Annotated in this window: 23 protein-coding genes and 2 tRNA genes; 15 read left to right on the top strand and 10 right to left on the bottom strand. The window is 40.6% G+C overall.

All coding sequences use genetic code 11. The features are described from left to right. The coding region (locus B2R65_RS06685; RefSeq protein WP_286741734.1) for a Clp protease N-terminal domain-containing protein at positions 1–129 on the bottom strand (129 nt) is incomplete at its 3' end. A 68-nt stretch (positions 130–197) separates the two neighbouring features. Next, entirely contained in the window at positions 198–506 is a 309-nt protein-coding gene (clpS, locus tag B2R65_RS06680) for an ATP-dependent Clp protease adapter ClpS (protein WP_004586754.1), read from the bottom strand. Between the two features lie 209 nt (positions 507–715). Between clpS and cspD the strand changes: the two genes are divergently transcribed. Continuing rightward, positions 716–934 (top strand): cold shock domain-containing protein CspD, encoded by a 219-nt coding sequence (cspD, locus tag B2R65_RS06675; protein ID WP_004586755.1) that lies wholly within the window; start codon positions 716–718, stop codon positions 932–934. 449 nt (positions 935–1,383) lie between these two features. Further along, the gene (locus B2R65_RS06670; protein ID WP_286741733.1) at positions 1,384–3,606 is read left to right on the top strand and encodes an NADP-dependent isocitrate dehydrogenase; all 2,223 of its coding nucleotides are present in this window, start codon (positions 1,384–1,386) and stop codon (positions 3,604–3,606) included. Between the two features lie 144 nt (positions 3,607–3,750). On the opposite strand, the gene B2R65_RS06665 is transcribed toward B2R65_RS06670, so the two are convergent. The 3 genes from B2R65_RS06665 to B2R65_RS06655 form a co-directional block, all read right to left on the bottom strand. Further along, on the bottom strand, positions 3,751–4,995 hold the full coding sequence (locus tag B2R65_RS06665) for an amidohydrolase family protein (protein ID WP_286741732.1): 1,245 nt from the start codon (positions 4,993–4,995) through the stop codon (positions 3,751–3,753). Between the two features lie 10 nt (positions 4,996–5,005). Then, positions 5,006–6,388 (bottom strand): amidohydrolase, encoded by a 1,383-nt coding sequence (locus B2R65_RS06660; RefSeq protein WP_004586758.1) that lies wholly within the window; start codon positions 6,386–6,388, stop codon positions 5,006–5,008. A 100-nt stretch (positions 6,389–6,488) separates the two neighbouring features. Continuing rightward, positions 6,489–7,274, bottom strand: coding sequence for a hypothetical protein (locus B2R65_RS06655; protein ID WP_004586759.1), 786 nt, complete (start codon positions 7,272–7,274; stop codon positions 6,489–6,491). 250 nt (positions 7,275–7,524) lie between these two features. Here B2R65_RS06655 and B2R65_RS06650 point away from each other — a divergent pair, with 250 nt between their 5' ends. After that, entirely contained in the window at positions 7,525–7,890 is a 366-nt protein-coding gene (locus B2R65_RS06650) for a DUF3718 domain-containing protein (RefSeq protein ID WP_286741731.1), read from the top strand. A gap of 48 nt (positions 7,891–7,938) precedes the next feature. Here the strand turns inward: B2R65_RS06650 and B2R65_RS06645 are convergent, their stop codons facing one another. Beyond that, positions 7,939–8,631: a DUF445 domain-containing protein gene (locus tag B2R65_RS06645; protein ID WP_096739530.1), complete on the bottom strand. Its 693-nt coding sequence runs from the start codon at positions 8,629–8,631 to the stop codon at positions 7,939–7,941. Positions 8,632–8,740: 109 nt separating this feature from the next. Here B2R65_RS06645 and B2R65_RS06640 point away from each other — a divergent pair, with 109 nt between their 5' ends. After that, positions 8,741–9,604: a fructosamine kinase family protein gene (locus B2R65_RS06640; protein WP_004586762.1), complete on the top strand. Its 864-nt coding sequence runs from the start codon at positions 8,741–8,743 to the stop codon at positions 9,602–9,604. A gap of 197 nt (positions 9,605–9,801) precedes the next feature. Continuing rightward, positions 9,802–10,005: a CPXCG motif-containing cysteine-rich protein gene (locus B2R65_RS06635; protein ID WP_004586763.1), complete on the top strand. Its 204-nt coding sequence runs from the start codon at positions 9,802–9,804 to the stop codon at positions 10,003–10,005. Here B2R65_RS06635 and B2R65_RS06630 read toward each other — a convergent pair. Further along, positions 10,002–10,628: a riboflavin synthase subunit alpha gene (locus B2R65_RS06630; protein ID WP_286741730.1), complete on the bottom strand. Its 627-nt coding sequence runs from the start codon at positions 10,626–10,628 to the stop codon at positions 10,002–10,004. The genes B2R65_RS06635 and B2R65_RS06630 overlap by 4 nt on opposite strands. Before the next feature lie 128 nt (positions 10,629–10,756). On the opposite strand from B2R65_RS06630, the gene B2R65_RS06625 reads away from it, so the two are divergent. The 10 genes from B2R65_RS06625 to B2R65_RS06580 all read left to right on the top strand — a co-directional run bounded on the left by B2R65_RS06625 (position 10,757) and on the right by B2R65_RS06580 (position 22,421). After that, a complete protein-coding gene (locus B2R65_RS06625) occupies positions 10,757–12,106 on the top strand; it encodes an MATE family efflux transporter (protein WP_096041608.1) in 1,350 nt (449 codons plus the stop codon). Beyond that, positions 12,099–13,145: a DUF3080 family protein gene (locus B2R65_RS06620; protein WP_286741729.1), complete on the top strand. Its 1,047-nt coding sequence runs from the start codon at positions 12,099–12,101 to the stop codon at positions 13,143–13,145. The genes B2R65_RS06625 and B2R65_RS06620 overlap by 8 nt, the downstream gene beginning before the upstream one ends. 113 nt (positions 13,146–13,258) lie before the next feature. After that, a tRNA-Val gene (locus tag B2R65_RS06615) sits at positions 13,259–13,335 on the top strand. A gap of 45 nt (positions 13,336–13,380) precedes the next feature. Then, positions 13,381–13,457 (top strand) — tRNA-Val (locus B2R65_RS06610). 674 nt (positions 13,458–14,131) lie between these two features. Then, positions 14,132–15,778 (top strand): sensor domain-containing diguanylate cyclase, encoded by a 1,647-nt coding sequence (locus B2R65_RS06605; RefSeq protein ID WP_286741728.1) that lies wholly within the window; start codon positions 14,132–14,134, stop codon positions 15,776–15,778. 248 nt (positions 15,779–16,026) lie between these two features. After that, positions 16,027–16,683: a carbonic anhydrase gene (locus tag B2R65_RS06600; RefSeq protein WP_055255729.1), complete on the top strand. Its 657-nt coding sequence runs from the start codon at positions 16,027–16,029 to the stop codon at positions 16,681–16,683. A gap of 420 nt (positions 16,684–17,103) precedes the next feature. After that, a complete protein-coding gene (gene nirB / locus B2R65_RS06595) occupies positions 17,104–19,680 on the top strand; it encodes a nitrite reductase large subunit NirB (protein ID WP_286741727.1) in 2,577 nt (858 codons plus the stop codon). Next, positions 19,667–20,020: a nitrite reductase small subunit NirD gene (gene nirD / locus B2R65_RS06590; RefSeq protein ID WP_024033472.1), complete on the top strand. Its 354-nt coding sequence runs from the start codon at positions 19,667–19,669 to the stop codon at positions 20,018–20,020. The genes nirB and nirD overlap by 14 nt, the downstream gene beginning before the upstream one ends. Positions 20,021–20,031: 11 nt before the next feature. Then, positions 20,032–20,898: a uroporphyrinogen-III C-methyltransferase gene (cobA, locus tag B2R65_RS06585; RefSeq protein WP_286741726.1), complete on the top strand. Its 867-nt coding sequence runs from the start codon at positions 20,032–20,034 to the stop codon at positions 20,896–20,898. 269 nt (positions 20,899–21,167) lie between these two features. Continuing rightward, on the top strand, positions 21,168–22,421 hold the full coding sequence (locus B2R65_RS06580; RefSeq protein ID WP_286741725.1) for a nitrate regulatory protein: 1,254 nt from the start codon (positions 21,168–21,170) through the stop codon (positions 22,419–22,421). A 32-nt stretch (positions 22,422–22,453) separates the two neighbouring features. On the opposite strand, the gene lepB is transcribed toward B2R65_RS06580, so the two are convergent. The 3 genes from lepB to B2R65_RS06565 form a co-directional block, all read right to left on the bottom strand. Continuing rightward, positions 22,454–23,104 (bottom strand): signal peptidase I, encoded by a 651-nt coding sequence (lepB, locus tag B2R65_RS06575; protein WP_004586775.1) that lies wholly within the window; start codon positions 23,102–23,104, stop codon positions 22,454–22,456. A gap of 138 nt (positions 23,105–23,242) precedes the next feature. Next, positions 23,243–23,497: a DUF2999 family protein gene (locus B2R65_RS06570; RefSeq protein WP_004586776.1), complete on the bottom strand. Its 255-nt coding sequence runs from the start codon at positions 23,495–23,497 to the stop codon at positions 23,243–23,245. A 103-nt stretch (positions 23,498–23,600) separates the two neighbouring features. After that, entirely contained in the window at positions 23,601–24,563 is a 963-nt protein-coding gene (locus B2R65_RS06565; protein WP_286741724.1) for a zinc-binding dehydrogenase, read from the bottom strand. Positions 24,564–24,737 lie beyond the last annotated feature (174 nt).

Genomic DNA, 24,737 nt, shown 5'->3' with positions numbered 1-24,737 from the left:
CGCTTCGCCTGCTGAAGGGTTATCTAAAAGCGCAAGTAAAAGGTGTTCTACCGTCATAAACTCATGGCGGCGTGTACGCGCTTCACGAAACGCGGCATTTAACGTTAGTTCTAAGTCTTTGTTTAGCATTGGCAACCCCTTACTGAGATAATTATTTTATACCACAACAATGAGATGATTGATCACCTAATTGGTATTTATTCCTGCTCACAACTACAAAGCAGTGGATGCTCGTTATCCCGTGCATAACGGTTAACTTGTTCCGCTTTGGTATGGGCTACATCGGCGCTAAATACACCGCATATCCCTTTACCTTTTTCGTGAACTTGTAGCATCACATCAGTTGCTCTATCGCTATCCATATTGAAAAACGTCATTAAAACTTCTATTACAAAGTCCATTGGCGTGTAGTCGTCGTTATTTAAAACAACTTTGTATTTTCGCGGTGGCTGCAGCTTTTGCTTTTCACTATCGCGGACTGTGTCGATGACACCTGAATCTTTCATACCACTCATAATTAAATATAGTCTTGTCTTTAGAACTCAAGCAAACTTGAATAAAAAATAAATTAAATGTTAAAAAAATACCACAAAACACTTGACTGACTGGCCAAATAAACTACAGTCAGAAGTAGATTGATTAATCCTTAGTCAGTCTAGCAAATTATACGGTTTAGAATAACTAAATTAGTCAACTTATAGAAGGATGTAGAAGTATGGCTTGTGGTAAAGTCAAATGGTTCAACAACGCCAAAGGTTTTGGTTTCATCGTAGAAGACGGCTGCGAGAATGATATTTTCGCTCATTACTCAACGATTGTAATGGACGGTTATAAGACACTTAAAGCTGGTCAGGATGTAACATTCGAGCTAGAACAAGGCCCTAAGGGCTTACACGCTAAAAACATTGCGCCTAACGGCGACATTTTAGAGTGATCAAAAATTTGTTCGACTAAAGCGAGCGACCTAATTTAGATCCTCGCTTAATTCCCCACTTACCATTCAAATCTCTTCTTATTACTAAATTGCTCCTGTACACGCTAAATTCAACCCTCTTCCTTGATTTTATTTTATATACCCCAATGTTCTAACAGTTACCTGCTAATTAAGGCTGTTCAAAAGCGCAAGCGCTAGCCCTTTTTAAACAAGCTTGTTACACTCTTGTTGCTAAATTACGCGGTTACATTTTAGCTTATGCTTTTACGCGGCTAAAATACGTGTACTTTGCAACCTATAAAAATCAGTTAGTCAGGTGTGACTATTCTGCCTTTTGGCATATTAAGAGTACCGACACCTAACAAACTGCTTGTTAACGCAACCATGCGCTAATGAGTTTCTTTGCATTGTTGAATACGGCCACTGCGGCCTACTATCTAGGAATGATGATGACATCAAAAATTATCTACACTAAAACGGACGAAGCTCCGGCGCTAGCAACCTACTCGTTGCTACCAATTATCCAAGCCTATACAAATGCGGCAGGTGTTGAAGTTGAAACTCGCGATATCTCATTAGCAGGTCGTGTAATTGCAAACTTCGCTGATTACCTTACTGAAGAGCAACGCATCGGCGATGCGCTTGCAGAGCTTGGCGAACTTGCAAAAACACCAGAAGCAAACATCATCAAATTACCAAATATCAGTGCGTCTGTACCGCAATTACGCGCTGTAATTAAAGAGCTTCAAGAAAAAGGCTACGCACTACCAGAGTACCCTGCTGAGCCTAAAAATGATGAAGAAGCTAAAATTAAAGCAACTTACGACAAAATTAAAGGCAGTGCTGTAAACCCAGTATTGCGTGAAGGTAATTCAGATCGTCGTGCACCAGGTTCTGTTAAAGAATATGCACGCAATAACCCTCATTCAATGGGTGCGTGGAGCAAAGACTCACAATCATACGTTGCAAGCATGAGCGAAGGTGACTTCTTTGGTTCTGAGCAATCTGTAACTGTTGATGCAGCAACTGATGTACGTATTGAGCACGTAGCGACTAATGGCGATGTGACTGTACTTAAACAAAGCACACCGCTAATTGCTGGCGAAGTAATTGATGCATCGCGCATTAGCGCAGCTAAACTACAAGCGTTTTTAGCAGCAGAAATTGATGCAGCTAAAGAAAAAGGCGTATTATTTTCGCTTCACATGAAAGCGACAATGATGAAAGTATCTGACCCTATTATTTTTGGTCACGCGGTAAAAGTTTTCTACAAAGACGTATTTACTAAACACGGCGAACTTTTTGAAGAGCTAGGTGTTGATGTAAATAACGGTTTAGGCGACGTTTATTCTAAAATTCAAACATTAGATGATGCTAAGCGCGAAGAAATTGAAGCAGACATTCAAGCGGTTTACGCTGAGCGTCCTGCTATTGCAATGGTTGATTCTGACCGTGGCATTACTAACTTACACGTTCCAAGCGATGTGATCATTGATGCGTCTATGCCTGCTGCTATTCGTTCAAGCGGTCAAATGTGGAACAACGACGGTAAACTACAAGACACTGGCTTTGTGATCCCAGATCGTAGCTACTCAAGCGTTTACCAAGCTACAATTGATTTTTGTAAAGAAAACGGCGCGTTCGATCCTACCACTATGGGTAGCGTACCAAACGTAGGCCTAATGGCTCAAAAAGCAGAAGAATACGGTTCTCACGATAAAACGTTTGAAGCAAAAGCGGATGGTTCTATTCGTGTTGTTGATGCAAATGGCACAACATTACTTGAGCACACTGTTGAGCAAGGCGATATTTGGAGAATGTGTCAGGTTAAAGACGCACCAATCCAAGATTGGGTTAAGCTTGCTGTAAACCGCGCACGTGCGACGGGCGTACCTGCTATTTTCTGGTTAGATGAAAACCGTGCTCACGATGCAGAGCTTATTAAAAAGGTAAACAAATACTTACCAGATCACGATACTGATGGCCTAGACATTCAAATTTTAGCACCGCTTGAAGCAACTTTATTCTCATTAGCGCGTATTAAAGAAGGTAAAGACACTATCTCTGTAACGGGTAACGTACTACGTGACTACCTAACAGATTTATTCCCAATTTTAGAGCTGGGTACCAGTGCTAAAATGCTTTCTATTGTGCCACTAATGAACGGTGGTGGTTTATTTGAAACTGGCGCAGGTGGTTCAGCACCTAAGCATGTTCAACAGTTCGAAAAAGAAAACCACTTACGTTGGGATTCGTTAGGCGAGTTTTTAGCACTAGCGGCTTCGCTTGAGCACCTAAGCGTGAATACAGGCAACAAAAAAGCACAAGTACTTGCTGATACGCTAGATAAAGCAACAGGTACGTTCTTAGCTGAAAACAAGTCGCCTTCACGTAAAGTAAAAGAAATTGATAACCGTGGTTCTCACTTCTTCTTATCTTTATTCTGGGCACAAGAGCTGGCTAAGCAAGACGAAGACAGCGAGCTTAAAGCGCAATTTACACAAATTGCGAGCGATTTAGAAACGCAAAAAGAGCAAATCGTAAGCGAGCTTAACGATGCACAAGGTCCTTCAATGGATATTGGTGGTTACTTCCAACCAAATGATGATGCAGCGTTTAAAGCAATGCGCCCAAGTGCAACGTTTAACGAAATTTTATCTAAATTAGTATAATTTTAGATTAAATTAAAAACCGCTTACGTTTAAAGTAAGCGGTTTTTTTGTGTCTTTATTTTATATAAAAAGGCCGCTACTTTAACTTTAAAGTAGCGGCCTTTAATAATTAACCTGAATTTTGGATAATTATAGCTATATTAATTATTTTGTATATGCACGCGGCATAGATGATTCAGTGGTATAACGCTCACGCAGTTTATCTTGGCGCGACTGCGTAGATACTTCTTCACCGTTAATAATCATTTTACTTACATGGCTACTTAGCTCAAACGGGTCGTTGCTCCACATCACTACATCAGCGGCTTTACCAACTTCAATGCTGCCGGCATTAATATTAAACACACTCGCCACATTAGATGTAACGGCCTCTAATGCGCCTTGTTGGCTCATCCCATATGATACGGCATTGCCTGCATCAAATCGAAGTTGATAAATATTATGACTGGCATCGCCACCCACAGTTAAAATAACTTTTACCCCAGCTTTTTCAAGCGCGGCTGCGTTATCTAAACTGGCATGTAAAGAGTCAAAGCTTGAAGGTAAGCTATCCATAGCACTCATAATTACTGGTACTTGCGCTTTAGCAATCTGCTCTTTAACAACAACGGCATCTTGTGCGCTATTGAGCACTAAATTAATACCAAATTGCTCTTTAACTTTAAGTAGCTCAATAATATCAGCCGCACGAGATACACCCACAACAAGTGGCATATCGCCGCTAAGTACTTTAACCATTACTTTATCTTCAGTACTTGGGGTGCTGTCGTCGTCTTTTTTAGGCTTTTTAGCTGCTTTTGTTTGGTGCTCTTCAAGCTTATTAATTAGCGTTTGCAATGTAAATGCGCGCGAGCCCTTACTGCGCTCACCTAAATAAACCACTAATGCAGCTTGTTTTTGTATGTCGCCTTGTAAATCACCGCTTAAATCAACAACGCTTGCTAAGCCCGAAAAAATACTATCGCCACCATGCGGGGTAATTACATCGCGGGTTACACCGCCTTTACGTGCATACGGGATAAGGCTTGAGTGAGCGTTATAAGCAAGGCTTACATCAAAATCAATGCCTGCTTTTTCTTCGCCTGCATCGCGTGAGCCTGCAACTGCACTTACTTCCACTAAGCCAAGTTGATTAATGCTAGCAATAAAACCTGGGGTTACAATTTGCCCATTTGCATCAATAACTTTATCTGCTTGTACTTGCTGTGGATTAATAGCGGTAATTTTACCGTTATCCATAACAATGCTGGCATTTTCTAAAACACCTTGCTCGGTTGCGGTATGCAGCGTGGCATTAATAATAGCAAGCGATTGTGCATTGGCTGCACCTGAGGCTAATAGTCCGGCAGCAACCAGAGATAGCGAAAACGAACGTGATAAATTTTTCATTCTGGGCTCCTTATTGTTGGCCTAACATAAAATCACTTTGTGCTTGAAATGCGCTATCGTTTCTATCGTAAACTTTTGCGCCATCAATAAATACTTGTTCAGCTTTTGCGTAAACGCTAAATGGGTTTTGGTTCCAAATAACCACATCGCCTTGCTTACCTGCTTCAAGCGAACCAGTTTTATCTTCAATACCTAATGATTTAGCCGCGTTTGAGGTGATCCACTTAATCGCGTGCTGCTCCGAAATATCAAAACCATTTTCGTTTGCACGGTACATTACTTTACCCGCTTCTTGGTTTAAGCGCTGAATAGTGGTGTCTGAGTCAGAATGCACAATGGCACACGAATTTTTTACCGCATCAACAATAGCTACGTTTTCTTGAACCATGTCGTAGGCTTCCATTTTAAAGCCCCACCAATCTGGCCAAAGTGCAGCACACGAACCATTTTCAGCTAATAAATCTGCAATTTTATAAGCTTCTACACCGTGATGGAACGTACCTGCGTGATAGCCAAATTCTTTTGAAAGGTCGATCATCATCGCCATTTCTTCAGCTTTATAACAGTGATTATGAATTAACACTTCACCTTCAATTACCGCTCGAAGAGTATCGTGCTTAATGTCGCGAACTGGTGCTTCTGGGTTTAAACCTGCTTCGTAATCGGCGTCGTACTTATCCCATGCACGTTTGTACTCTTGTGCTTCTGCCCATGCCATACGGTAACCGGCCATGTTACCCATACGGGTGGAAGGCAAAGTACCTTGGCGACCATATACGCGTTTTGGGTTTTCACCACAGGCCATTTTTAAGCCATTAGGCGCATCAGGGAATTTCATTGCTTGCATGGTATGCGCAGGAATGTTTTTAAGTGTTACGCCACGGCCACCAAATAAGTTAGCTGAGCCTGGTAAAATTTGTAGTGAAGTAATACCGCCTTCGCGCGCGCGGTTAAAGCCAGGATCTTGAGGCCATACCGAATGCTCTACCCACACCTCAGCAGTATTTGGGCTGGTCATTTCGTTTCCATCTTGATGAGACTCAACCGATGGACTTGGGTAAGCACCTAAGTGAGAATGTACGTCAATAATACCTGGGGTAACCCATTTGCCCTGTGCATCAATGGTTGCATCTGCATTGGCCGATAAGTCTTTACCTACTTGTTGTACTTTACCATCAACAAGTAACACATCGGCGTCATCTAAGCGCTCGCCAGTGCCAGTTAGTACTGTTGCATTGGTAATTAATGTGCTTTTACTTGCAAGCGGTGTGTAGGTGCTTGGGTATGGGTTTTTATTAATGGTGATTTTTGCATCTTGTGGGCCGTTTTCTTGGCAGCCAACAAGGGCAGCAGCTAAACCAACTGCTAACAATGAGGGAGCAAATTTTTGCATGTTGTTAGGTTCTCCTGTTTTTTTGCTACTTTAGCTAAAGCGGCGTAATAAAGCTAAAAAAACAGGTAAAAAAGCGATTAAATGAGTTAAACGGCTGTAATTATTTTTTTATATAATTGTTATACAGCTTTTCAAGTGCGCCTTCGGTTGTAAGCGATGGGTCTTTGTTTATAAAGTGTTTTACGGTGCGAGTTACAAAGTCTGAGTTTTGCTTATGTTGCTTAGCAAAATCCTTAATTAATGTATTGCCATCGCTTGCTGCTGTTACTTTATCATGGCGATGACGATACTGGCTAAGTGCTCTATTAAAGTCGCCGTTATAATCCTCTACCAATATTTTATAAAAGTCACTTTTGTGAACTTTAAGTACGTTAATACAGTAATTTAATGCCTCTTTAAAGTCGGTAAAAACGGTGCCTTCTACATCAAACTCTTTGGTTTTTTCGCGTACGGTCACGCGGGCTTCTTCGGTGGCATATGTAAAGCCTGTAAACGCTAAACGCTCAGATGCCTCTTTACCTAATTTCATACCCGCTTGAATGCTGTGCGCAAATTCGTCACTCATTTCGCTTAATTCGTTTTCTTCCCACATGTTATAAACACGCAGCGCCTTAGCGTACTTATTAGAGAGCTTTTTTTTAAGTTTTGTAAAACGCTCATCTATCGTCATTAGCCTTTCATTATGCAATAAGGCATGGCACTCATAACACGCGGCAATAGAGACAAAGTCGGCCTCTTCGCCTAAATCAATAATGCTCTGTAGCATATGTAACGGCGGGCAATGATCGCGCTCTGTGGCTTCGCATCCACAATAAAAACATTGGTTAAAATGCTTGTGCTCGCAGGCATACGCTTGCTGGTAATAGCTTGCTAACGTTTTGCTCACTGGTTCTCCTAAAAATTAAGCGCGTAAATAATGGGGGCGATAATAGCAGGCTGAGAAAATATGTCAGTAGCTATAAAATAATTTTGCCTAAGTGTGTCAAAAAACACATTTATTAGGGCTTAAATTCAGTCACCTAGCTTAAGTGTGTATTTTTAAACATACCTGCTTACACCTTGTTGCGATTGGTTAACAGCTTTTTAGTTTAAATCGCTCAATAATAAAGCTAAACCACAAACAATGAGGACTAATTATGAACACGTTAAAAGCTACTTTATGCACAACTATGGTACTAGGCGCAACTTTACTAATTGCAAAACCAGCATTAGCCACCCAATTTGTCGCGGCCGATTCATCGCCAGGTACACAGGCTTGTATGGCTGTTGCAGCTAATAAATCGTACGTTGTACGTAAAGCGTCACGCGATTTAAATATAAGCAAAGCGGTAATGAGCAAAAAGCTGAACTGTAATAACTTATCAATGGGCGACTTTGTTACTTTGTATAATCTTGATAAAAGCGCAAATTATTTAAATATTGATACCAGTACTCGCACATCAATTAAAGACTTAGCTAAATCGTACAACCCAGAAAAAGTAATCATCACAGGGCCAAAATAGTATGGCGTTAACACAAAATTAAGCCTGCTTTGTAAGCAGGCTTAGTTATTAAATAATGGCCGCAATTAAGCCAAATAAACCGCCAAACACACCGCCCCATACTACTAGCCAACCTAAATGCTCACGTATCATAGTTTGAATAATGTCTTTGACCATTTTAGGGGTGAGTTCATTTAAGCGCTCATCAACTAATTTAAGTACCGTAGCATGTAAGCTTTGTGCGCTATTCCCTTGCGATAACGTATCGTTTACTAGCGCTTTAAAATCGTCTGTTTGGCTAATTTGCGCAAGTGATAGCTGCATTTTTTCAATAAACTTTTCTCGCATTGGCTCTATAGCCGCTGTGCCACCAAACATACCTAACATACTGCCAAACTGAGATTGCTCTATTACTTGAAGTAGGTTGTCGAATGCAGGGTTTAAATCAACCTTAGTAATAATGCCCTCAAAGTCGATATTAGGTTGTGCTTTGCTAAGTAGGTTATTAATTTTTTGCTCAGAGAAAAACTCAGTCAAAATTAAATTACGAATAGCCACTTTAAAACTTTCAAATTTTAGAGCAATAACACCCGAGCCGTATAGTAAAGGTACTTTTTCAAATAACATATGAACAGCCAATAAGTTTGTGACAGCACCAGATAGCGCAAATAACCCCACCGATAACACAATAGCGTGGTTAAAAAAGTAGCCTATAACTACACACAAGACAGCAAGCAAATTGGTGATAAAACTTTTGTTCATTGTTACTCCATTAGCATTTTTTATATCGTTAATTTTACAACGATTAGTTTGTTAAATTAATACTTTTTTGCCATAGTTTAAGTATCTGTTTAAAAGGCGAGCAATTGATATGTGGAAAACAGTAAACGAGCACATTAGCCAAGCCATTCATTATGACTTTAAACATACTTACAAACGTCAGCTGCAAAGTACAAATACCGATAAACTCTATCAACTCACCGATGGAAAACACAATTACCTGGTTAAAATTGCCCTTAAAAGCGAACTAGATCGTCTAGAAAGCGAAGCAATAGGACTTAAGCAGCTCACCCAAAATAGTGTTTTTATGGTGCCCGACTGCATTGTAACAGGTGCTAATATTGAATTTTCGTTTATTGTACTCGAGTGGTTAGTACTTGATAAACAGCCCCACACACATTGGCACGATATGGGTAAACAACTGGCTATGCTGCACCAAAAGCACGACCAAGCAATGTTTGGCTTTGATGTAGATAATTACCTAGCCACTACCGTGCAACCAAACCAATGGCATAAAAAATGGGACTTATTTTACGCAGAAGAGCGCATAGGTTGGCAACTGCAACTATTAGCCGAAAAAGGCATTCAGCTTGTAGAGCCTGAGCTATTAATTAATTTGGTAAAAGAGCAATTGCACAGCCATATTGTGGAGCCCTCTTTAGTACATGGCGACTTTTGGCGAGGAAATATGGGCTTTATTAAAAATGTACCGACCTTATTTAACCCCGCATGTTATTACGGAGACCGCGAGGTAGATATTGCAATGAGCGAGCTATTTGCCCCCTTACCTGATGATTTTTATAACGCCTATAACGCGCAATATCCATTAAGCGAAAACTATAAAAAGCGCAAAGCTATATACCAACTTTACCCTATTTTAAATCACGCAAATATATTTGCAGGGCACTACCTTACTCAGGCTAAGCAGCATATTGATGAGCTGCTATCGCTTTAAATAATAACGCCTCATAAGGCGTAAAATAACTGTCATAATCGTTGCTTCAGCACTATATTTAAAAAGGATGTTATTTAGGCTCAATACCTTGTTGTTTAGTTCAGTTTTGAGCCATCAAGTTGTTGCTAGTATAACTGCACAACTTAATTAATGTGTATCAATAAGTTAATTCTTACCTTGGTACTATTGGAGTGATTATGAAAGATTTTTTATCACAACGTATCACGTGCCCACACTGTGGCAACCACATACACCTAGACATTGACGCAAGTATGGGGGATCAAGACTACGTAGAAGAATGCAGTGCCTGTTGTAACCCTATTCATTTAAACATGCACATAGACCATGCTCATAAAAAATTAGAGTTACACATAGACAGCGACGATGAACAAATTTTTTAGCCTTGGTGGCGTAAGTAATTTTCTACCGTGTTAATAATGGTATAAGTTTGCTGATCGACTTCTATATTTAGTTCATCACCCACTTGTGCGTTACCTAAATTTGTAATGGCCAGTGTTTCGGGGATCAGGTGTAACCAAAACCCCTGCTCGTCAATTTCGCCCACGGTCAAACTTGCGCCATTTATTGCTACAAAGCCTTTGTACAAAACATACTTTTGCCATTTAGTAGGTAAGCTTAACTGAATTTTACAGTTATTTTGTTGCTTAACTATTTGCCCGATTCGGGCAGTGCAGTGTATGTGCCCCGACACAATATGCCCACCTAATTCAGTACCAAAGGTTACTGAGCGCTCATAATTAACTAAGCTACCTAGTGCAAGCTTGCCTAAATTAGTTAGTAATAGTGTTTCATCAATTACATCAAAATGTACTTGTGCCACTACATCGTGGTTACTTAATTCAACTGTAACCACCGTTAAACAACAGCCATTAATAGCAATGCTCGCACCTAAATCTAAATGTTTAACGTATTCATCACCTACCGATACAACTAAACGTAAAACCCCTTCGGTATGCGTGGTAGATACAACAGTAGCTTGAGTTTGAACGATTCCTGTAAACATAAAATCACTTAAAATTATTACAAAGTGCTAGTTTAACGTATCAACTCGTAAAATCATTCACTACAGTGATTTTTATTTGAAACACAATCGATTACAATTGCGCCCTGTTTTATCAAATAGCTGTTTTTATGACCTTTAGTAGCTGGGAAGCCAAACGTTTAATCACCCTTGCCGTACCTGTATTTTTAGCACAAGTAACACTCGTTTTAATGTCGGTGGTCGACACCATTATGGCAGGCCAAGTAAGCCCAACAGATTTGGCTGCGCTGTCGATTGCAACCGGTATATGGAACCCGTTATTACTGGCGCTGCAAGGTATTTTGCTCGCGTTAACCGGTATTATTGCCCAATTTGCGGGCGCTAACGATAAAAAAGGTATTAGCCATTATTTTCAGCAAGCTCTGTATTTAACCGCTATTTTAAGCGCAATTGGTTTTGGTATAGCCAACCTAGCCGATATAGTCATTTTAAAACTCGATACAACCCCCGCTATCGCGAGCCTTGCGTATGACTATATCCATTTTGTGAAATGGGGAGCCTTTGGCTTTTTAATTTTTACCGTTTATCGAAATATGACCGAAGGCATGGGGATGACAAAACCCGCTTTTTATATCAGCTTGTTAGGCCTTGGTGTTAATATTCCAGCTAACTATATTTTTATAAATGGTTTATTTGGCTTACCAGCCTACGGCGGTGCAGGTTGTGGTATTGCTACGGCATTGGTACTAACTGTAATGGCTGTTGCACAAGTAACGTATTGCCAGTTTAGTAAAAAAATTGATGCAAAAGCCCTGCTGGCAAATTTTGAAAAGCCCAATATTAAAACCATTGGGGTTATTACAAAACTAGGTATACCTATTTCGTTGGCCACCTTTTTTGAAATTACGCTATTTGCGTGTATACCATTATTTATTGCACACTTAGGTGCTGTTGCTGTGTCGGGTCATCAAATTGCGGGAAGCGTGACCGCGTTATTATTTATGATGCCACTGAGCTTATCTATCGCCATTAGTATTCGTATTGGTAATTTATTTGGTCAAAACCATTTAAGCCAATTAAAAACTGCTATATCAACCAGCTACATATTAGCCATTGCTATTGCGTTATTTTTAGCTTTTATAACCTTTATTGGCCGCGATTTAATAAGCCAACTTTACACCGACAGCCCAGCCGTTATTGCATTAGCGACCTCAATTATGATTTTGGCATGTATTTATCAAATTCCTGATGCACTCCAAGTCGCTGCGAACGGCATTTTAAGAGGTTTAAAACATACGCAGCCTATATCGTATATAACGTTTATATCTTACTGGTTAATCGGTTTTGCTTTAGGCTACGTATTGGGAAGAACAGATTTAATTGTGCCCGCCATGGGGCCGCACGGTTTTTGGATAGGTATTATTTTTGGTTTAACCGTTGCTGCTGTATGGCTTATGTTCACCGTTAATAAGCGATTAAAGCAGGCGCCATTTGTATAAAAATGTACGAACATTAATACCAAGCAAAACATGGTTAAGTTGTTTATTAGCTGTGTGTTGCGCCGCGCTTGCTGGGTGTTCAAAAGCGCCTAGCAACACTTATCACACATACACAGCACGCTTAAGTAATACCCTTGAAACCCAAGCACCAAGTTTAAGTAAACCTGAAGCTATTAGCCCGCTTTTACCCCCTAACACGCTTTTAAACAGCACTACCATTAGCTTGATTGAACTTGCAAGCTTAAGCCATTGTAAGCTCAGCTTACTTATTAGTGAGCACAACAATCAGCTTGGTAAAACGGCCGGACATGCCGGTGTTTTAAAGTATCAAATAGAGTTTGTGCAAAATGCACAGCAGTGCTTAAGCACGCTTGAGCCTGACTCAGCAGTTTATAAAACCCTATTAAAAGCAAAAACACATAAAGAGCAAACACTAAACCACTACTTTAATTTAATGTTGTATAACGAATTTGAGCTAAAAAACACGTGGCAAGCTAGCAGCTCAGAGCTTTCTGTCTCGCCGGCAGGTTTTAGCGACACGGTAGCGGCCATGCAGCAGCTTGCACTCATAAAACAACACATACTCAATAAACACTACTTAAAAATTAACTCCGCAGACATTTTTAACGCGTTAGAGCAGCTTAATAAGTACCGTTTTAACCAATTACTCATTTATTCTGCACGTCTGCAAATAGCGTTTAATAATTCAGCCACGCGATTTATCGAATCGCAATCCATTGATGAAATATGCCCAGCAGGAAAAAATAAAAAAATAGCCACTATCGTCAGTAACGTGTTTCAAAAGTATTTCCTTAAAGAAATACAGCCTTATCAGGCTAATTTAGCAGGCTACCTTGAAACACTTTTACCTTTGTATAACCAACTGTGGTTTGACCAAGCCATAACAAATAAGCAAATAAATACTTTGATAGCGCTGGATTCACAAAACAATCTACTAAACCAGCTTAAAGGCTCAGCCAAAAAACACGTTACCTGGTGGCAAAACTTTTATAAAACGTGTGAAATCAGCCCAATATGAATAAAAAAACGGCAAATAAACGTAAAAGCAACAAACTTGCTTGATTCACCACTCACCACGCTATATATTAGCGGCCGCTGATAATTAAATTTATCGCATCTTAATTAGGTAATACGACCGTAGCTCAGTTGGTTAGAGCGCTACCTTGACATGGTAGAGGTCGGTGGTTCGAATCCACTCGGTCGTACCAAATTTATTCTTCCCTTTGAATAAATATAATTAAGATACTCTTTGTACGACTGTAGCTCAGTTGGTTAGAGCGCTACCTTGACATGGTAGAGGTCGGTGGTTCGAATCCACTCAGTCGTACCAAAACTATTCTCCCCTCTGAATAAATATAATTAAGATACTATATGTACGAATGTAGCTCAGTTGGTTAGCGCGCTACCTACTCTCTATGCCCACGCCGAAATCACTGATTCGAATCCACTCAGTCGTACCAAAACTATACTCCCCTCTGAATAAATATAATTAAGATACTATTTGTACGAATGTAGCTCAGTTGGTTAGCGCGCTACCTACTCTCTACGCCCACGCCGAAATCGCTGGTTCGAATCCACTCAGTCGTACCAAAACTATTCTCCCCCTCTTAATAAATATAATTAACCTATTCCTATTAATCGTTAAGCCATAACTCAATTGGTTAGCGCGCTACCCACTCTCTATGCCCATGCAGAAATCGGTTGTTCGAATCCACTCTGTCGTATCAAATTTATTCATTCCACTGAATCAATTTAATTAAGCAATTAATAGTTCAATCATAGCTCAGTTGGTTAGCCCGCTACCCACCTTAAACCCTAACTAATACTGCAAACACCCGCAGTGTTTATAAATTCGTTTAAACAAAAACGCCCTCGTATTACTTATTTATTAATGCAGTTTGTTATTTAAAGCCAAATTAAGCCATTACTTAAAGGCGATAATTTTGTTTGATTTATATACTATTTGTTTACAATTTGATTATAATCGCTTAGTGGGTTTTTAAAGTGAGTTTAGGTATGGTGCGGGTTGGTATATTAACAGTATTCTTTTTCTGTGCTTTGTTTAGCCCGCTAACAACTGCTTATACACTTAATAACAACATTACCCTAGAGGATGATAACCTGTGGCGCCCTGTCATAGCATTCAATACGCCTCCTTCTGCACAGCAAGTAATTACATCTTATAAAAACGCTAGTGAAACGAGTAACCTGCTCGGTAAAAGTGGCGCTGTAGTAACAAAAATTGCGCTAAATAACCCCACCACTGGAGATTGGTATGTGCTGCCGCAAGCCAATTTTATCGACGTTGGTTTAGCCTATTGGCAAACCGAACAGGGGGATATAGTTAAGCTTGCTGATTTTTCGCAGTCTCACGTTAATCAACCGGCTATTTTAATGCATGGACAAGCATTTAAACTGCCCTTCTATGCGCCAAGCAGTGGCTATTTATGGATATATTTAGAAGCCAAACACTATCCAACGCCGGTTGATTTAAGTATTTTAAGCGAAGGTGCATTTTTGCATCATCAGTTTTATATAAACTCATTAAGCCTTATTACTATTTCTGTCATGCTTACTTTAGCAATGATGGCCTTTGTAATGTTTTTAAGAGTAAAGCAAAAAGTGGCCTTGTTTTGTGCTGGGTATGTCGGTTTGCACGGTCTTGGCTGGGCGTTTGCTTCGGGCGCTGTAAATACAATTTATGCCAGCCCCTCTTTTAATAAACATTACTTAGGTATTTATTTATTTGCCTTTGCTGTAAGTTGCGCAGCAGCATTTACCTACTACCTGTTTAACTTCGATAAAGAAAAAGCCAATAAGCTTGGGAGTGCTTTAAAATACTTTACCGTTAGTGCATTTATATGCGGTATCTGCAGCCTATTAATGCCCTTTTATTTAGTGTTTTATATCGCGCACTTTTTAGCAGCCGTATGGGTTATGCTCAGCTTAACCACCGGGTTTGCCATGCTTAGCCTGAACGATTTTAGAGCCAAGTATTTTTTATTTGGAAATATGCTCTATAGCCTGTCATTAGTAGTATTCGTTGCGTTTCATTTTGATTTAATAAATGCGACATCATCAGAAATACTTGTGCTGTTAGCCTTAGCAATAGATTGTGTGTGTATTGTGCTGTCTTTGTCTGAGTGGCTAAAGTTAAAACAGCACGAATTTAGTACCTTGTTACATGAATCTCGCTTTGATCCTCTAACCCAAGTTGGCAACCGACTACTATTAAATGATGAGCTGATTAAACTTGCACATAGTGCTTACATCATTGTGTTTATAGATTGTGATGGAATAAAAAAAATAAACGATGCGCTTGGGCACGCCAAAGGTGATGCGTTTTTAATTAATGCAGCAAAATTAATGACACAGCATCTAGCGCAAGACGGCACCGTATTTAGAACCGGGGGCGATGAATTTATTTGGTTATGTAAAGTCAAAAACAAATCACACCTTCCCCAACTAAAAACCACACTTACCCAAAAGCTCACCGCATTACATCGCACTATTCAACAGCAATGGCCGCAATCAGGTATTAGTTATGGCATAGCATCTAGCGATGAGTGCCAGAGCCATACTGAGTGTTTAACCTTAGCGGATCAGCGCATGTATAACTTAAAATCAGCCCATAAACTTAAAGCAAGTTAAGCTACTAACCTCCTCAACCACCTTTTTCGCCACTTACCGCCTTTTATTTTACTCGAAGCCTCTGCTAGGTACGCTCATGTATTCGCCAATAACTTCATGCACGTGTGTCGCCCGTTGTTCGCGAGTATGAAATTTATTAAACAGTGTAATAGTACAAAACGAACAAGAACAAAGTTATAATGGCGCTAATTTGTCAGGCGAATAAAGCTATAAATAACACGATTAAATTACACCAATAGGAGTTGTACATGGAACATATTATTTCGGGCGTGGCTAAGTTTCAAAAAGAAGTTTACCCATCAAAAAAAGCAGCGTTTCAAAAACTAGCCAATGGTCAAAACCCAGAAGTGTTATTTATCACCTGTGCCGACTCGCGTATCGATCCTAACTTAGTGACTCAAACTGAACCCGGTGAATTATTTATTTGTCGTAACGCGGGCAATATTATCCCGCCACATAGTAATCAAACCGGCGGTATGACAGCCTCAATTGAATTTGCGGTGGCTGCACTGGGCGTATCGCACATTATTATTTGTGGGCACTCGGATTGTGGCGCAATGAAAGGCGCTATAAATACTGAAGGTTTATCAAGCTTACCGCACGTTAAAGAGTGGCTTGGCCACAGCCGCGTAGCAACTGAAGTTGTAAAAGAAAAATGCGGTTGCGCAGAGCTAAACAATAACGACCACCTAGGCTTAGTAATTGAAGAAAACGTAGTACAACAACTACAGCATATAAAAACACACCCTGCTGTGGCTGCAAAAATTGCAACCGGTCAAGTTAAGCTACACGGCTGGGTATATGATATAGAATCTGCAGAAATTAAAACCTACGATGAAGCGACGGGCAGCTTTAAACCTGTTGAAGATACCGATGTAGAAACCCTGGCGAAGCAAAGCAAGTAAAGCTGTTTTACAGAATTAATGCGCTTACTGTTATTTTTATTTCAAAATAACAAAGCGCATTTTTTATTTATAGCCTAAACGCTTATCCCTAGTTTTTAGTTAACGGCACAAATGCACTTTTGTTGACTAAGCATCACATTGTAGCCTCATTTTGTGCACTCCCATAGTGCTGGCACCGCACCAAAACAACTCAAATATGCGTAAGTAAAACCATTTAAAAGTAATGTAGCTATTAAAAAACAAACACTTATAAAAATGGCCGTGTTTTTGCTTATATGATAACCATACCGTTCGTTATTAAAACGACACACATTTAGGTTGTTATGACCACAGGCAAAGAAGCCCGCTCGCAGTTGCATTAATTTGTATCTGTGGCGGGCTTTTTTGTTTTTAAATTAAACCGTCATTGAGGGGATACCAATGCAAACACCAACAAAAATACTCATTATTGGTAATGGGATGGTTGGGCACCATTTTGTAGAGCAAATGCGCCAAAGCGACGCTAACGCGCACATTACCGTACTGTGTGGAGAAGCAAATTTAGCTTATGACCGTGTTTACTTATCCAGCGTGTTTGATGGTAAAACAGCCGCCGATTTAGCCCTAACCACTTTTGATAATTATCAGCAGTTAAATATAAATGTGCATACTAACCAGTGGGTTCATGAAATAGATAAAACAAACAAGGTAGTTAGCACTCAAACCGGTGATAAATTTAATTACGATAAACTTATTTTAGCAACAGGGTCGTACCCGTTTGTGCCGCCAATTAAAGGGAATGACCAACCCCATTGCTTGGTTTACCGTACCCTAGAAGATTTAGAGCAAATAAAAGCAAGCGCTGCGCAAAGTAAAAGTGGCGTAGTGATAGGTGGCGGCTTGTTAGGGCTTGAAGCAGCCAATGCAATTAAGCAACTTGGGCTTGATACTCATGTAGTTGAGTTTGCACCCCAACTTATGGCGGTACAACTTGATGAACAAGGTGGAACGCTGTTAAAAAACAAAATTGAAAAACTGGGCGTGAGCGTGCATACCGCTAAAGCCACCAGCGAAATAGTGAAAGGCGAAACGAGCCGTTACAGACTAAATTTTTCAGATGACACGTTTTTAGAAACCGACTTAATTTTGTTCTCGGCCGGTATTCGCCCATACGATGAGCTTGGCAAAGTGGCCGAACTTGAATTAGGACAACGTGGCGGTATTGTTATTAACAACCAATGCCAAACATCAAACCCAGATATATATGCTATTGGCGAATGTGCCTTATGGGACAAAAAGCTATTTGGCTTAGTCGCCCCGGGATATAACATGGCTCGCGTGGTTGCAAGCCAACTTACAGGCGGCGAACTTGAGTTTTTAGGCGCCGATATGAGCACAAAATTAAAACTACTCGGGGTAGAGGTAGGCTCAATTGGCGATGCCCACGCTAAAACCCCCGATTGCAAAGAGTTAATTTATCAAGATCCTATTCGTGATTGTTATAAAAAAATTATTTTAAATGAGGCAGGCAACAAGTTATTAGGCGCAGTACTTGTTGGCGATACTAGCGATTACGACACACTGTTGCAGTACATGTTAAACGACATGGAATTACCCGCACACCCTGAGTGCCTCATTTTACCTGATAGCGAAGGAGCACCTGTTTTAGCGGGAAATGCCCTGCCCGATACTGCCACTATTTGTTCGTGCCACAATGTAAGCAAAGGCGACATTGTGGGTGCAATTGATGGCGGCTCATGCGATTTATCTGCAGTTAAAGCTTGTACCAAAGCCGCCAGCGGCTGTGGTGGCTGTGCCGCATTATTAAAATCGGTAGTCGACAGTGAACTTCAAAGCCGTGGGGTTGAAGTTAACAACCATGTGTGTGAACACTTTGCTTTTTCGCGTCAAGAGTTACTGCATTTAGTAAAAGTAGAAAGCATTAAAACTTTTGATGATTTGCTCACTAAACATGGCAGCGGTCATCACGGCTGTGAAATATGCAAACCTGCAGTGGCCTCTATTTTAGCTTCAACGTGGAATGAGTTTATTTTAGAACCCGCTCATGTTGGCCTGCAAGATACCAACGACACTTACCTTGCAAATATGCAAAAAGATGGCTCTTACTCTGTCGTTCCCCGTATAGCGGGTGGCGAAATTACCCCCGACAAACTTATTGTTATTGGCCAAGTTGCCAAAGACTTTAACCTGTATTGTAAAGTCACAGGTGGGCAGCGTATCGACTTATTTGGCGCACGCCTTGAAGAGCTCCCTATTATTTGGGAAAGACTTATTGCAGCCGGTTTTGAAACCGGTCACGCTTATGGTAAGTCGCTCAGAACCGTTAAATCGTGTGTTGGCAGTACGTGGTGTCGCTATGGCGTTCAAGACAGTGTTGGCCACGCGATTGCGATTGAAAACCGCTACAAAGGTTTACGCGCCCCGCATAAATTTAAAATGGCCGTATCGGGCTGTACCCGCGAATGCGCTGAGGCACAAAGCAAAGATATAGGCGTAATAGCAACCGAAAATGGCTGGAACTTATACGTATGTGGAAATGGCGGTATGCGCCCGCGCCATGCTGATTTATTTGCTACCGATTTAGATACCGAAACACTCATTAAATACATTGACCGCGTGATCATGTTTTACATTAAAACCGCCGATAAACTGCAGCGCACCTCAGTGTGGATGGAAAATTTAGAAGGCGGGCTAGATTATTTAAAAAGCGTAGTAATAGACGACAGCCTAGGTATTTGCCATGAGCTTGAAACCCAAATGGCGCTTGTAACTAAAACTTATGCCTGCGAATGGAAAAAAGCAGTCGAAAGTCCAGAGGCCTCAAAACGGTTCCGCCAATTTATTAATAGCCCAGATGCCGATAGCAATATTTTATTTGTACAAGAGCGCAGCCAAATTCGCCCCGCCACTGAGTCTGAAAAACGTAACCAGCAAAATTCGACAAACCGTATCCCCGTAATGGAAATTGAGCAGGAGCAAGCTGATGTATTGGCATAAAATTGGAACAACCGACGACCTAGTTGCTAATAGTGGCGTATGCGCATTAGTAAACAACCAGCAAGTGGCCATATTTTATGTTCCACAAAATAGTGAGCCTGTGTTAGCCATTAGCAACTACGACCCGATAGGCAAAGCCAATGTACTATCGCGCGGCATTATAGGCTCTATTGATGGAAAATTAGTAGTGGCCTCCCCTTTGTATAAGCAACATTTTTGTTTAAATACCGGCGAGTGCCTAGAAGCAGAGGCAATACAGCTCCCCGTATTTGAAGCCAAAATAGACAATGGCAATGTCTTTGTTAGCGCTGAGCCAAAAGCCATTACAGCGTTAGCATAAGGAGCAATAAAATGAGTGTTCTTTCGTATTTTTCGGGTATTGAAAGCCCATGGCTAAACAAGTTTATTAATAAGCTAACTCAAGATGCAAAGTACAAAGCTAAACATCAAAAAAACGGCCACGTGTATTTAATAGGGGCAGGCCCGGGCGATGCTGAGCTTATAACGGTGAAAGCGCAGCGCCTGATTGCAGCAGCCGAAGTAGTATTGTACGACAGCCTAGTTAGTGAAGCGCTTTTAAATACACTGCCTAAACATGCGCAGCGAGTGTATGTAGGTAAACGCGCAGGCAAGCACTCTATGCCACAAGCTGCCATTAGTGCCTTATTAGTAAAATACGCACAACAAGGGTTTAAAGTTGTTCGTTTAAAAGGTGGAGATCCGAGTATTTTTGCGCGCATTAATGAAGAAGCCAACGCCCTATCAGAGCACAATATTAATTTTGCTATTGTCCCAGGCGTTACCACCGCGTGTGCAGCTTCGGCTTATACCGGCATACCGCTTACTGCTCGCGATGTGGCCCGAAGTGTTACATTTTTAACGGCGCAATTTGCCGATCCTAATAAACTCCCTAATTGGCACAACTACACCTATGTACAATGCTCTAATAACCCCACGTTAGTCATTTATATGGGCTTAGGACGTTTAAACGCATTAAGTACTGGTTTGCAATCGGTTGGCTGGCCTAAAACAACCCCTATCGCATTGATAGAAAATGCCACCACCAACCAGCAAAAAATAATAACCAGCACGCTTGAGCAAATTATTAGCGAAAGTGCGGAGCACACATTAACGGGCCCTACGCTAATTATGGTTGGCGAGGTAATAAATCATCAAATGGCTATCAGCCCAGCGTTGCTGCAATGTAGCAACGTATAAATTCCCCCTCTGGTGTTTGCTCTGTGCAGTTTACAGAGTAAACACTTTTTTCCCCTCGTTCATGAAGGGCGCAATCGAGTGCAAAAACAACTATTTTTGCACCAAAAAGGTTTATTCCTGTAATAAGGACAGATAAGTTAAAATGGGAACAAATAACAAGTATGGCTTTAAGCGGCTGTTTTAATTTAATTTTAAATTCAATCGAAAAATTTTTAAATGATTGGAACAGTGGTTGCACTTTATATACAAAAAAGTGTGGAATAAGTCCTATGTTATCGAGCAATCCTCTCACAAAACAGTTTTTATTAGCAGCAAAATACCAAGAAATTCATGCCTTAAAGCAGCTTCAAAAAAGCTGTGCATCGCTTACTAAATTGGGCGATTTTATACATCAGTTACAAAAAGAGCGCGGCATGAGCAATATTTATTTAGCCTCTAATCGCAAACGTTTTGCCTCGCAGTTAAAACAACAAATTAGCTTAACAGAGCAAACCCAAACGCAGTTTTACCACTCAATTAAAACGACCTTTATTACCGATAACGCCGACACGGGCCACACCCGTTTGTACAATTTAATTACCCATAGTTTGCAATCGTTAGAGGCGCTGCCAGAGCTGCGACAACAAATAGCAAATCAAAAAATTACCCCAGTGCATGCAACTCAATCGTATACGCAGCTTATTTCGTGTTTGCTAAATATAATTTTAGAAGCCGCCGATGGCGCAAGCGACCCGCGCGTTACACGATTGCTAGTGGCTTATTTTAATTTTATGCAAGGTAAAGAATACGCCGGACAAGAACGTGCCTGTGGCGCGCAAGCGTTTGCATCAAGTAAGTTTACCGTGGAGCAAAAACAACAGCTTGCTCATTTTGTTCAACAACAGCATCACAGCTTTACGTTTTTTAACGAATACGCCGACGAACACGTATTAAAATGCTATCGCTCGTTAACTGATCATCCCGTAAATAAGCAAGTGGATCAGCTACGCGGGCTTTTACAAAATTTAGATGACGAAAATGCGCAGCCGCTTTCTCAGCTTAGTGAGGTGTGGTACGAGGTAACAACAACGCGTATCGATATTATGCACAAAATTGAGCAAAACCTCAGCGACTACCTTATTGACTCTGCAGCAATGCAAATTGCTCAGGCTCAGCGCACTTTAAATTCAAATAAACAAGTTATAAGCAGCCTTGAAGAACAATACATGCCAATGACCGACGGGCAACTCGCGTTTAAACAAAACCCCCCCCAAAATACCGCTGCTAATAAACTCAATAGTAATAAAAGCATGTACGACCTAATCATGGAGCAAAGCCAACATATTAAGCAAATAAATCAGGCTTTAGTTGATGCTAAACGGGTAATAACAGAACAAAAAATAATACATCAGGCAAAGTATATTTTAATAGAGCAGCTAAGCCTTAGCGAAGAGCAAGCTCATAAAAAGTTGCAAAAGCAAGCAATGGACTCGCACTGCTCGCTTTATAATATTGCGCAAAAAATTGTAGAGCTAAGCGATTAAAATCGGGCGTGTGGTTAGCGCCCAAAACCGCCTTAAAGTAAGGGTTTTAAAAAGCGGTTTTTACGAGGTAAGTAATAATCGTCGTAATCAAGCGACACAATAATGCGCTCTGCTTTGCCAAGTAGTTCGCTGCGAGGGATCAAACCAATAACACGCGAGTCAGCACTGTGGTCGCGGTTATCACCCATTGCTAAATAATAATCTTCAGGAATAGTTATTTTATTAAAACCCGATAGCTGCGAAGGCGTATGCGCAACACGAATCGTGTGTTTGTGGCCATTTAAATCTTCTATTTTATCTAAAGAATCAATATTGCTTTGCAAGTTATTGTATTTAAGTTTAACGCCATTAATTTCTAGCTCGTTGTTATAAAGCGCTACCGTATCGCCTGGCACACCAATTACGCGTTTAATTAACCGGTTATCAGCAGCTTGTGAGTCAAATACAATAATATCGCCTGTTTGTGGGTCGGCTAATTTAACTAAAGGAATATGTGTAAAAGGGATGCGTATATCATAAGCCATTTTATCGGTTAAGATTCTGTCGCCTTCTAATATGGTGGGTTTCATCGAGCCTGTCGGTACTTCATACCAATCGGCAACTGCGCTTCTAAACACGCTCATCAGCGCAATAAATAAAATTAACGAACGGTTATTTTTCCAAAATTTATAAAGTGGCTTCATACCTAGTCCCTACCTATCATAAGTAATAGTATGACTAGCTTAATACCAAGCAGTTCAATGAATAATGTAACAAAAAGTGTGGTGATTTTAGGTAGAATTACCAAGGCTTATGCCTTGGTAAGGAGTAATTTGTGAAGCTTATTGCTGGTTTAGCTTGTCTTTCGCTTCTTTTACTTTTTCAAAGTCTAGGCCGAGTTCGTCGGTGGCTTCTTTAATTAAGTGCGGCTGAGTCATAACCACGGCCATTAACTGCTGAAGTTTTTCAGGCGGAATACCAAGCTCTTGTACTAATGCCATTGCCATCATTGGGTTTTGTGTAAAGGCCTCGAACAATGCTTTTACTTTTTCGTCGCTTACATTGTGCTCTTTAAGTATTGCTAGTATTGGGTTCATTTTTAACCTTGTGTGTTTTGTACGTATTTTATATTTACTAAATTATATTAGCTGAGCCATGCATTAACAACGCCAACACACGCCTCAGCGTTTCATCGGGTGGTTATTCTACAAGTAATACCGCTTTACCGGCATTTTCATTACGCTCTAAAATAGCATGCGCTTCGTTAGCATCGCTCCACGGTAGTGTTTTATACACGTTTAAGTCGTACTTTTTAGTAGCAATATCATTGTAAAAACGCGCAACTAGGTCATCGCGTAATTGGCGTTTGAACTCAATGCTACGGTTTCTAAGTGTTGATGCATGAAACGAAATACGTTTGCGTAGTAGCGCTGCAAAATCAACCTCAGCAAAACGCCCATCTAAAAAAGCGAGCATAATAATTTGGCAATCCATGGCAGCAATAGCCGCATTTTTATTTAAATAACTGCCCGATACAGGATCTACAATTGCATTTGCTAAAAGCTCATTTGCTTGCATATATTCTACAAAGTCAGTTGTTTTATAGTTAATGGCATGATCGGCGCCAAGGGCTTTTGCATGCTCGCATTTTTCATCTGAGCCGGCAGTAATAACCACCGTTGCACCTGCACTTTTAGCCATTTGAATAGCCGCACCGCCTACACCACTTGCCCCTGCATGAATAAGCGCTGTTTGGCCTTGTTGTAATTTACCAAGTTCAAAAAGCGCACCAAATGCTGTTAGGTACACTTCGCTAATAGCTGCACCTTCAACCATGGTTAAATCATCTGGCAATACCATTAATTGTTTAGCATCTATGGCAACGTATTCGCTGTAAGCCCCGCCTGCGCACAAGCTAAAAATACGTTTATTAAGCCAGCTTTTATCAACATCAAAACCAAGCTCAACCACTGTGCCTGCGCACTCTAAACCTAAAATGGGGCTATCCCCAGCTGGCGCTGGGTATTTACCTTGGCGCTGCATGCAATCAGCGCGATTTACACCTATGGCAGACACTTTTACTAGCACTTCGTGGCTTTTTAAAACCGGTTTATCGGTTTCACTAAATGCAAGGGTGCCACCCTCATGAGAAATATATTTCATTAATGCTCCGTATTTAGCCTTTTAATTAGGGCCTGTTAACCTTTCAGGATTAAAATTTGTTCAATCTAGGGGCCATTTAATCGCGGCGCGAGGTTTGTAACCTAGTGGACTCGATAACTGCTCCTGCGTTATTCTAATGACTTACATCCCTGTAAGAATAAGTAAAAATCGAGC

This window comes from Pseudoalteromonas sp. UBA2102 (assembly GCF_002331165.1).
GTDB classification, from domain to species: domain Bacteria; phylum Pseudomonadota; class Gammaproteobacteria; order Enterobacterales; family Alteromonadaceae; genus Pseudoalteromonas; species Pseudoalteromonas atlantica.
The sequence above is the reverse complement of the archived record's forward strand: the minus strand, read 5'-3'. Positions and strand labels throughout refer to the sequence as shown.

Excerpts from the sequence above, each read along its gene's own strand:
- clpS (WP_004586754.1), bottom strand. The coding sequence starts at position 506 with ATGAAAGATTCAGGTGTCATCGACACAGTCCGCGATAGTGAAAAGCAA.
- cspD (WP_004586755.1), top strand. The coding sequence starts at position 716 with ATGGCTTGTGGTAAAGTCAAATGGTTCAACAACGCCAAAGGTTTTGGT.
- B2R65_RS06670 (WP_286741733.1), top strand. The coding sequence starts at position 1,384 with ATGACATCAAAAATTATCTACACTAAAACGGACGAAGCTCCGGCGCTA.
- B2R65_RS06665 (WP_286741732.1), bottom strand. The coding sequence starts at position 4,995 with ATGAAAAATTTATCACGTTCGTTTTCGCTATCTCTGGTTGCTGCCGGA.
- B2R65_RS06660 (WP_004586758.1), bottom strand. The coding sequence starts at position 6,388 with ATGCAAAAATTTGCTCCCTCATTGTTAGCAGTTGGTTTAGCTGCTGCC.
- B2R65_RS06650 (WP_286741731.1), top strand. The coding sequence starts at position 7,525 with ATGAACACGTTAAAAGCTACTTTATGCACAACTATGGTACTAGGCGCA.
- B2R65_RS06645 (WP_096739530.1), bottom strand. The coding sequence starts at position 8,631 with ATGAACAAAAGTTTTATCACCAATTTGCTTGCTGTCTTGTGTGTAGTT.
- B2R65_RS06640 (WP_004586762.1), top strand. The coding sequence starts at position 8,741 with ATGTGGAAAACAGTAAACGAGCACATTAGCCAAGCCATTCATTATGAC.
- B2R65_RS06635 (WP_004586763.1), top strand. The coding sequence starts at position 9,802 with ATGAAAGATTTTTTATCACAACGTATCACGTGCCCACACTGTGGCAAC.
- B2R65_RS06630 (WP_286741730.1), bottom strand. The coding sequence starts at position 10,628 with ATGTTTACAGGAATCGTTCAAACTCAAGCTACTGTTGTATCTACCACG.
- B2R65_RS06625 (WP_096041608.1), top strand. The coding sequence starts at position 10,757 with ATGACCTTTAGTAGCTGGGAAGCCAAACGTTTAATCACCCTTGCCGTA.
- B2R65_RS06600 (WP_055255729.1), top strand. The coding sequence starts at position 16,027 with ATGGAACATATTATTTCGGGCGTGGCTAAGTTTCAAAAAGAAGTTTAC.
- nirB (WP_286741727.1), top strand. The coding sequence starts at position 17,104 with ATGCAAACACCAACAAAAATACTCATTATTGGTAATGGGATGGTTGGG.
- nirD (WP_024033472.1), top strand. The coding sequence starts at position 19,667 with ATGTATTGGCATAAAATTGGAACAACCGACGACCTAGTTGCTAATAGT.
- cobA (WP_286741726.1), top strand. The coding sequence starts at position 20,032 with ATGAGTGTTCTTTCGTATTTTTCGGGTATTGAAAGCCCATGGCTAAAC.
- B2R65_RS06580 (WP_286741725.1), top strand. The coding sequence starts at position 21,168 with ATGTTATCGAGCAATCCTCTCACAAAACAGTTTTTATTAGCAGCAAAA.
- lepB (WP_004586775.1), bottom strand. The coding sequence starts at position 23,104 with ATGAAGCCACTTTATAAATTTTGGAAAAATAACCGTTCGTTAATTTTA.
- B2R65_RS06570 (WP_004586776.1), bottom strand. The coding sequence starts at position 23,497 with ATGAACCCAATACTAGCAATACTTAAAGAGCACAATGTAAGCGACGAA.
- B2R65_RS06565 (WP_286741724.1), bottom strand. The coding sequence starts at position 24,563 with ATGAAATATATTTCTCATGAGGGTGGCACCCTTGCATTTAGTGAAACC.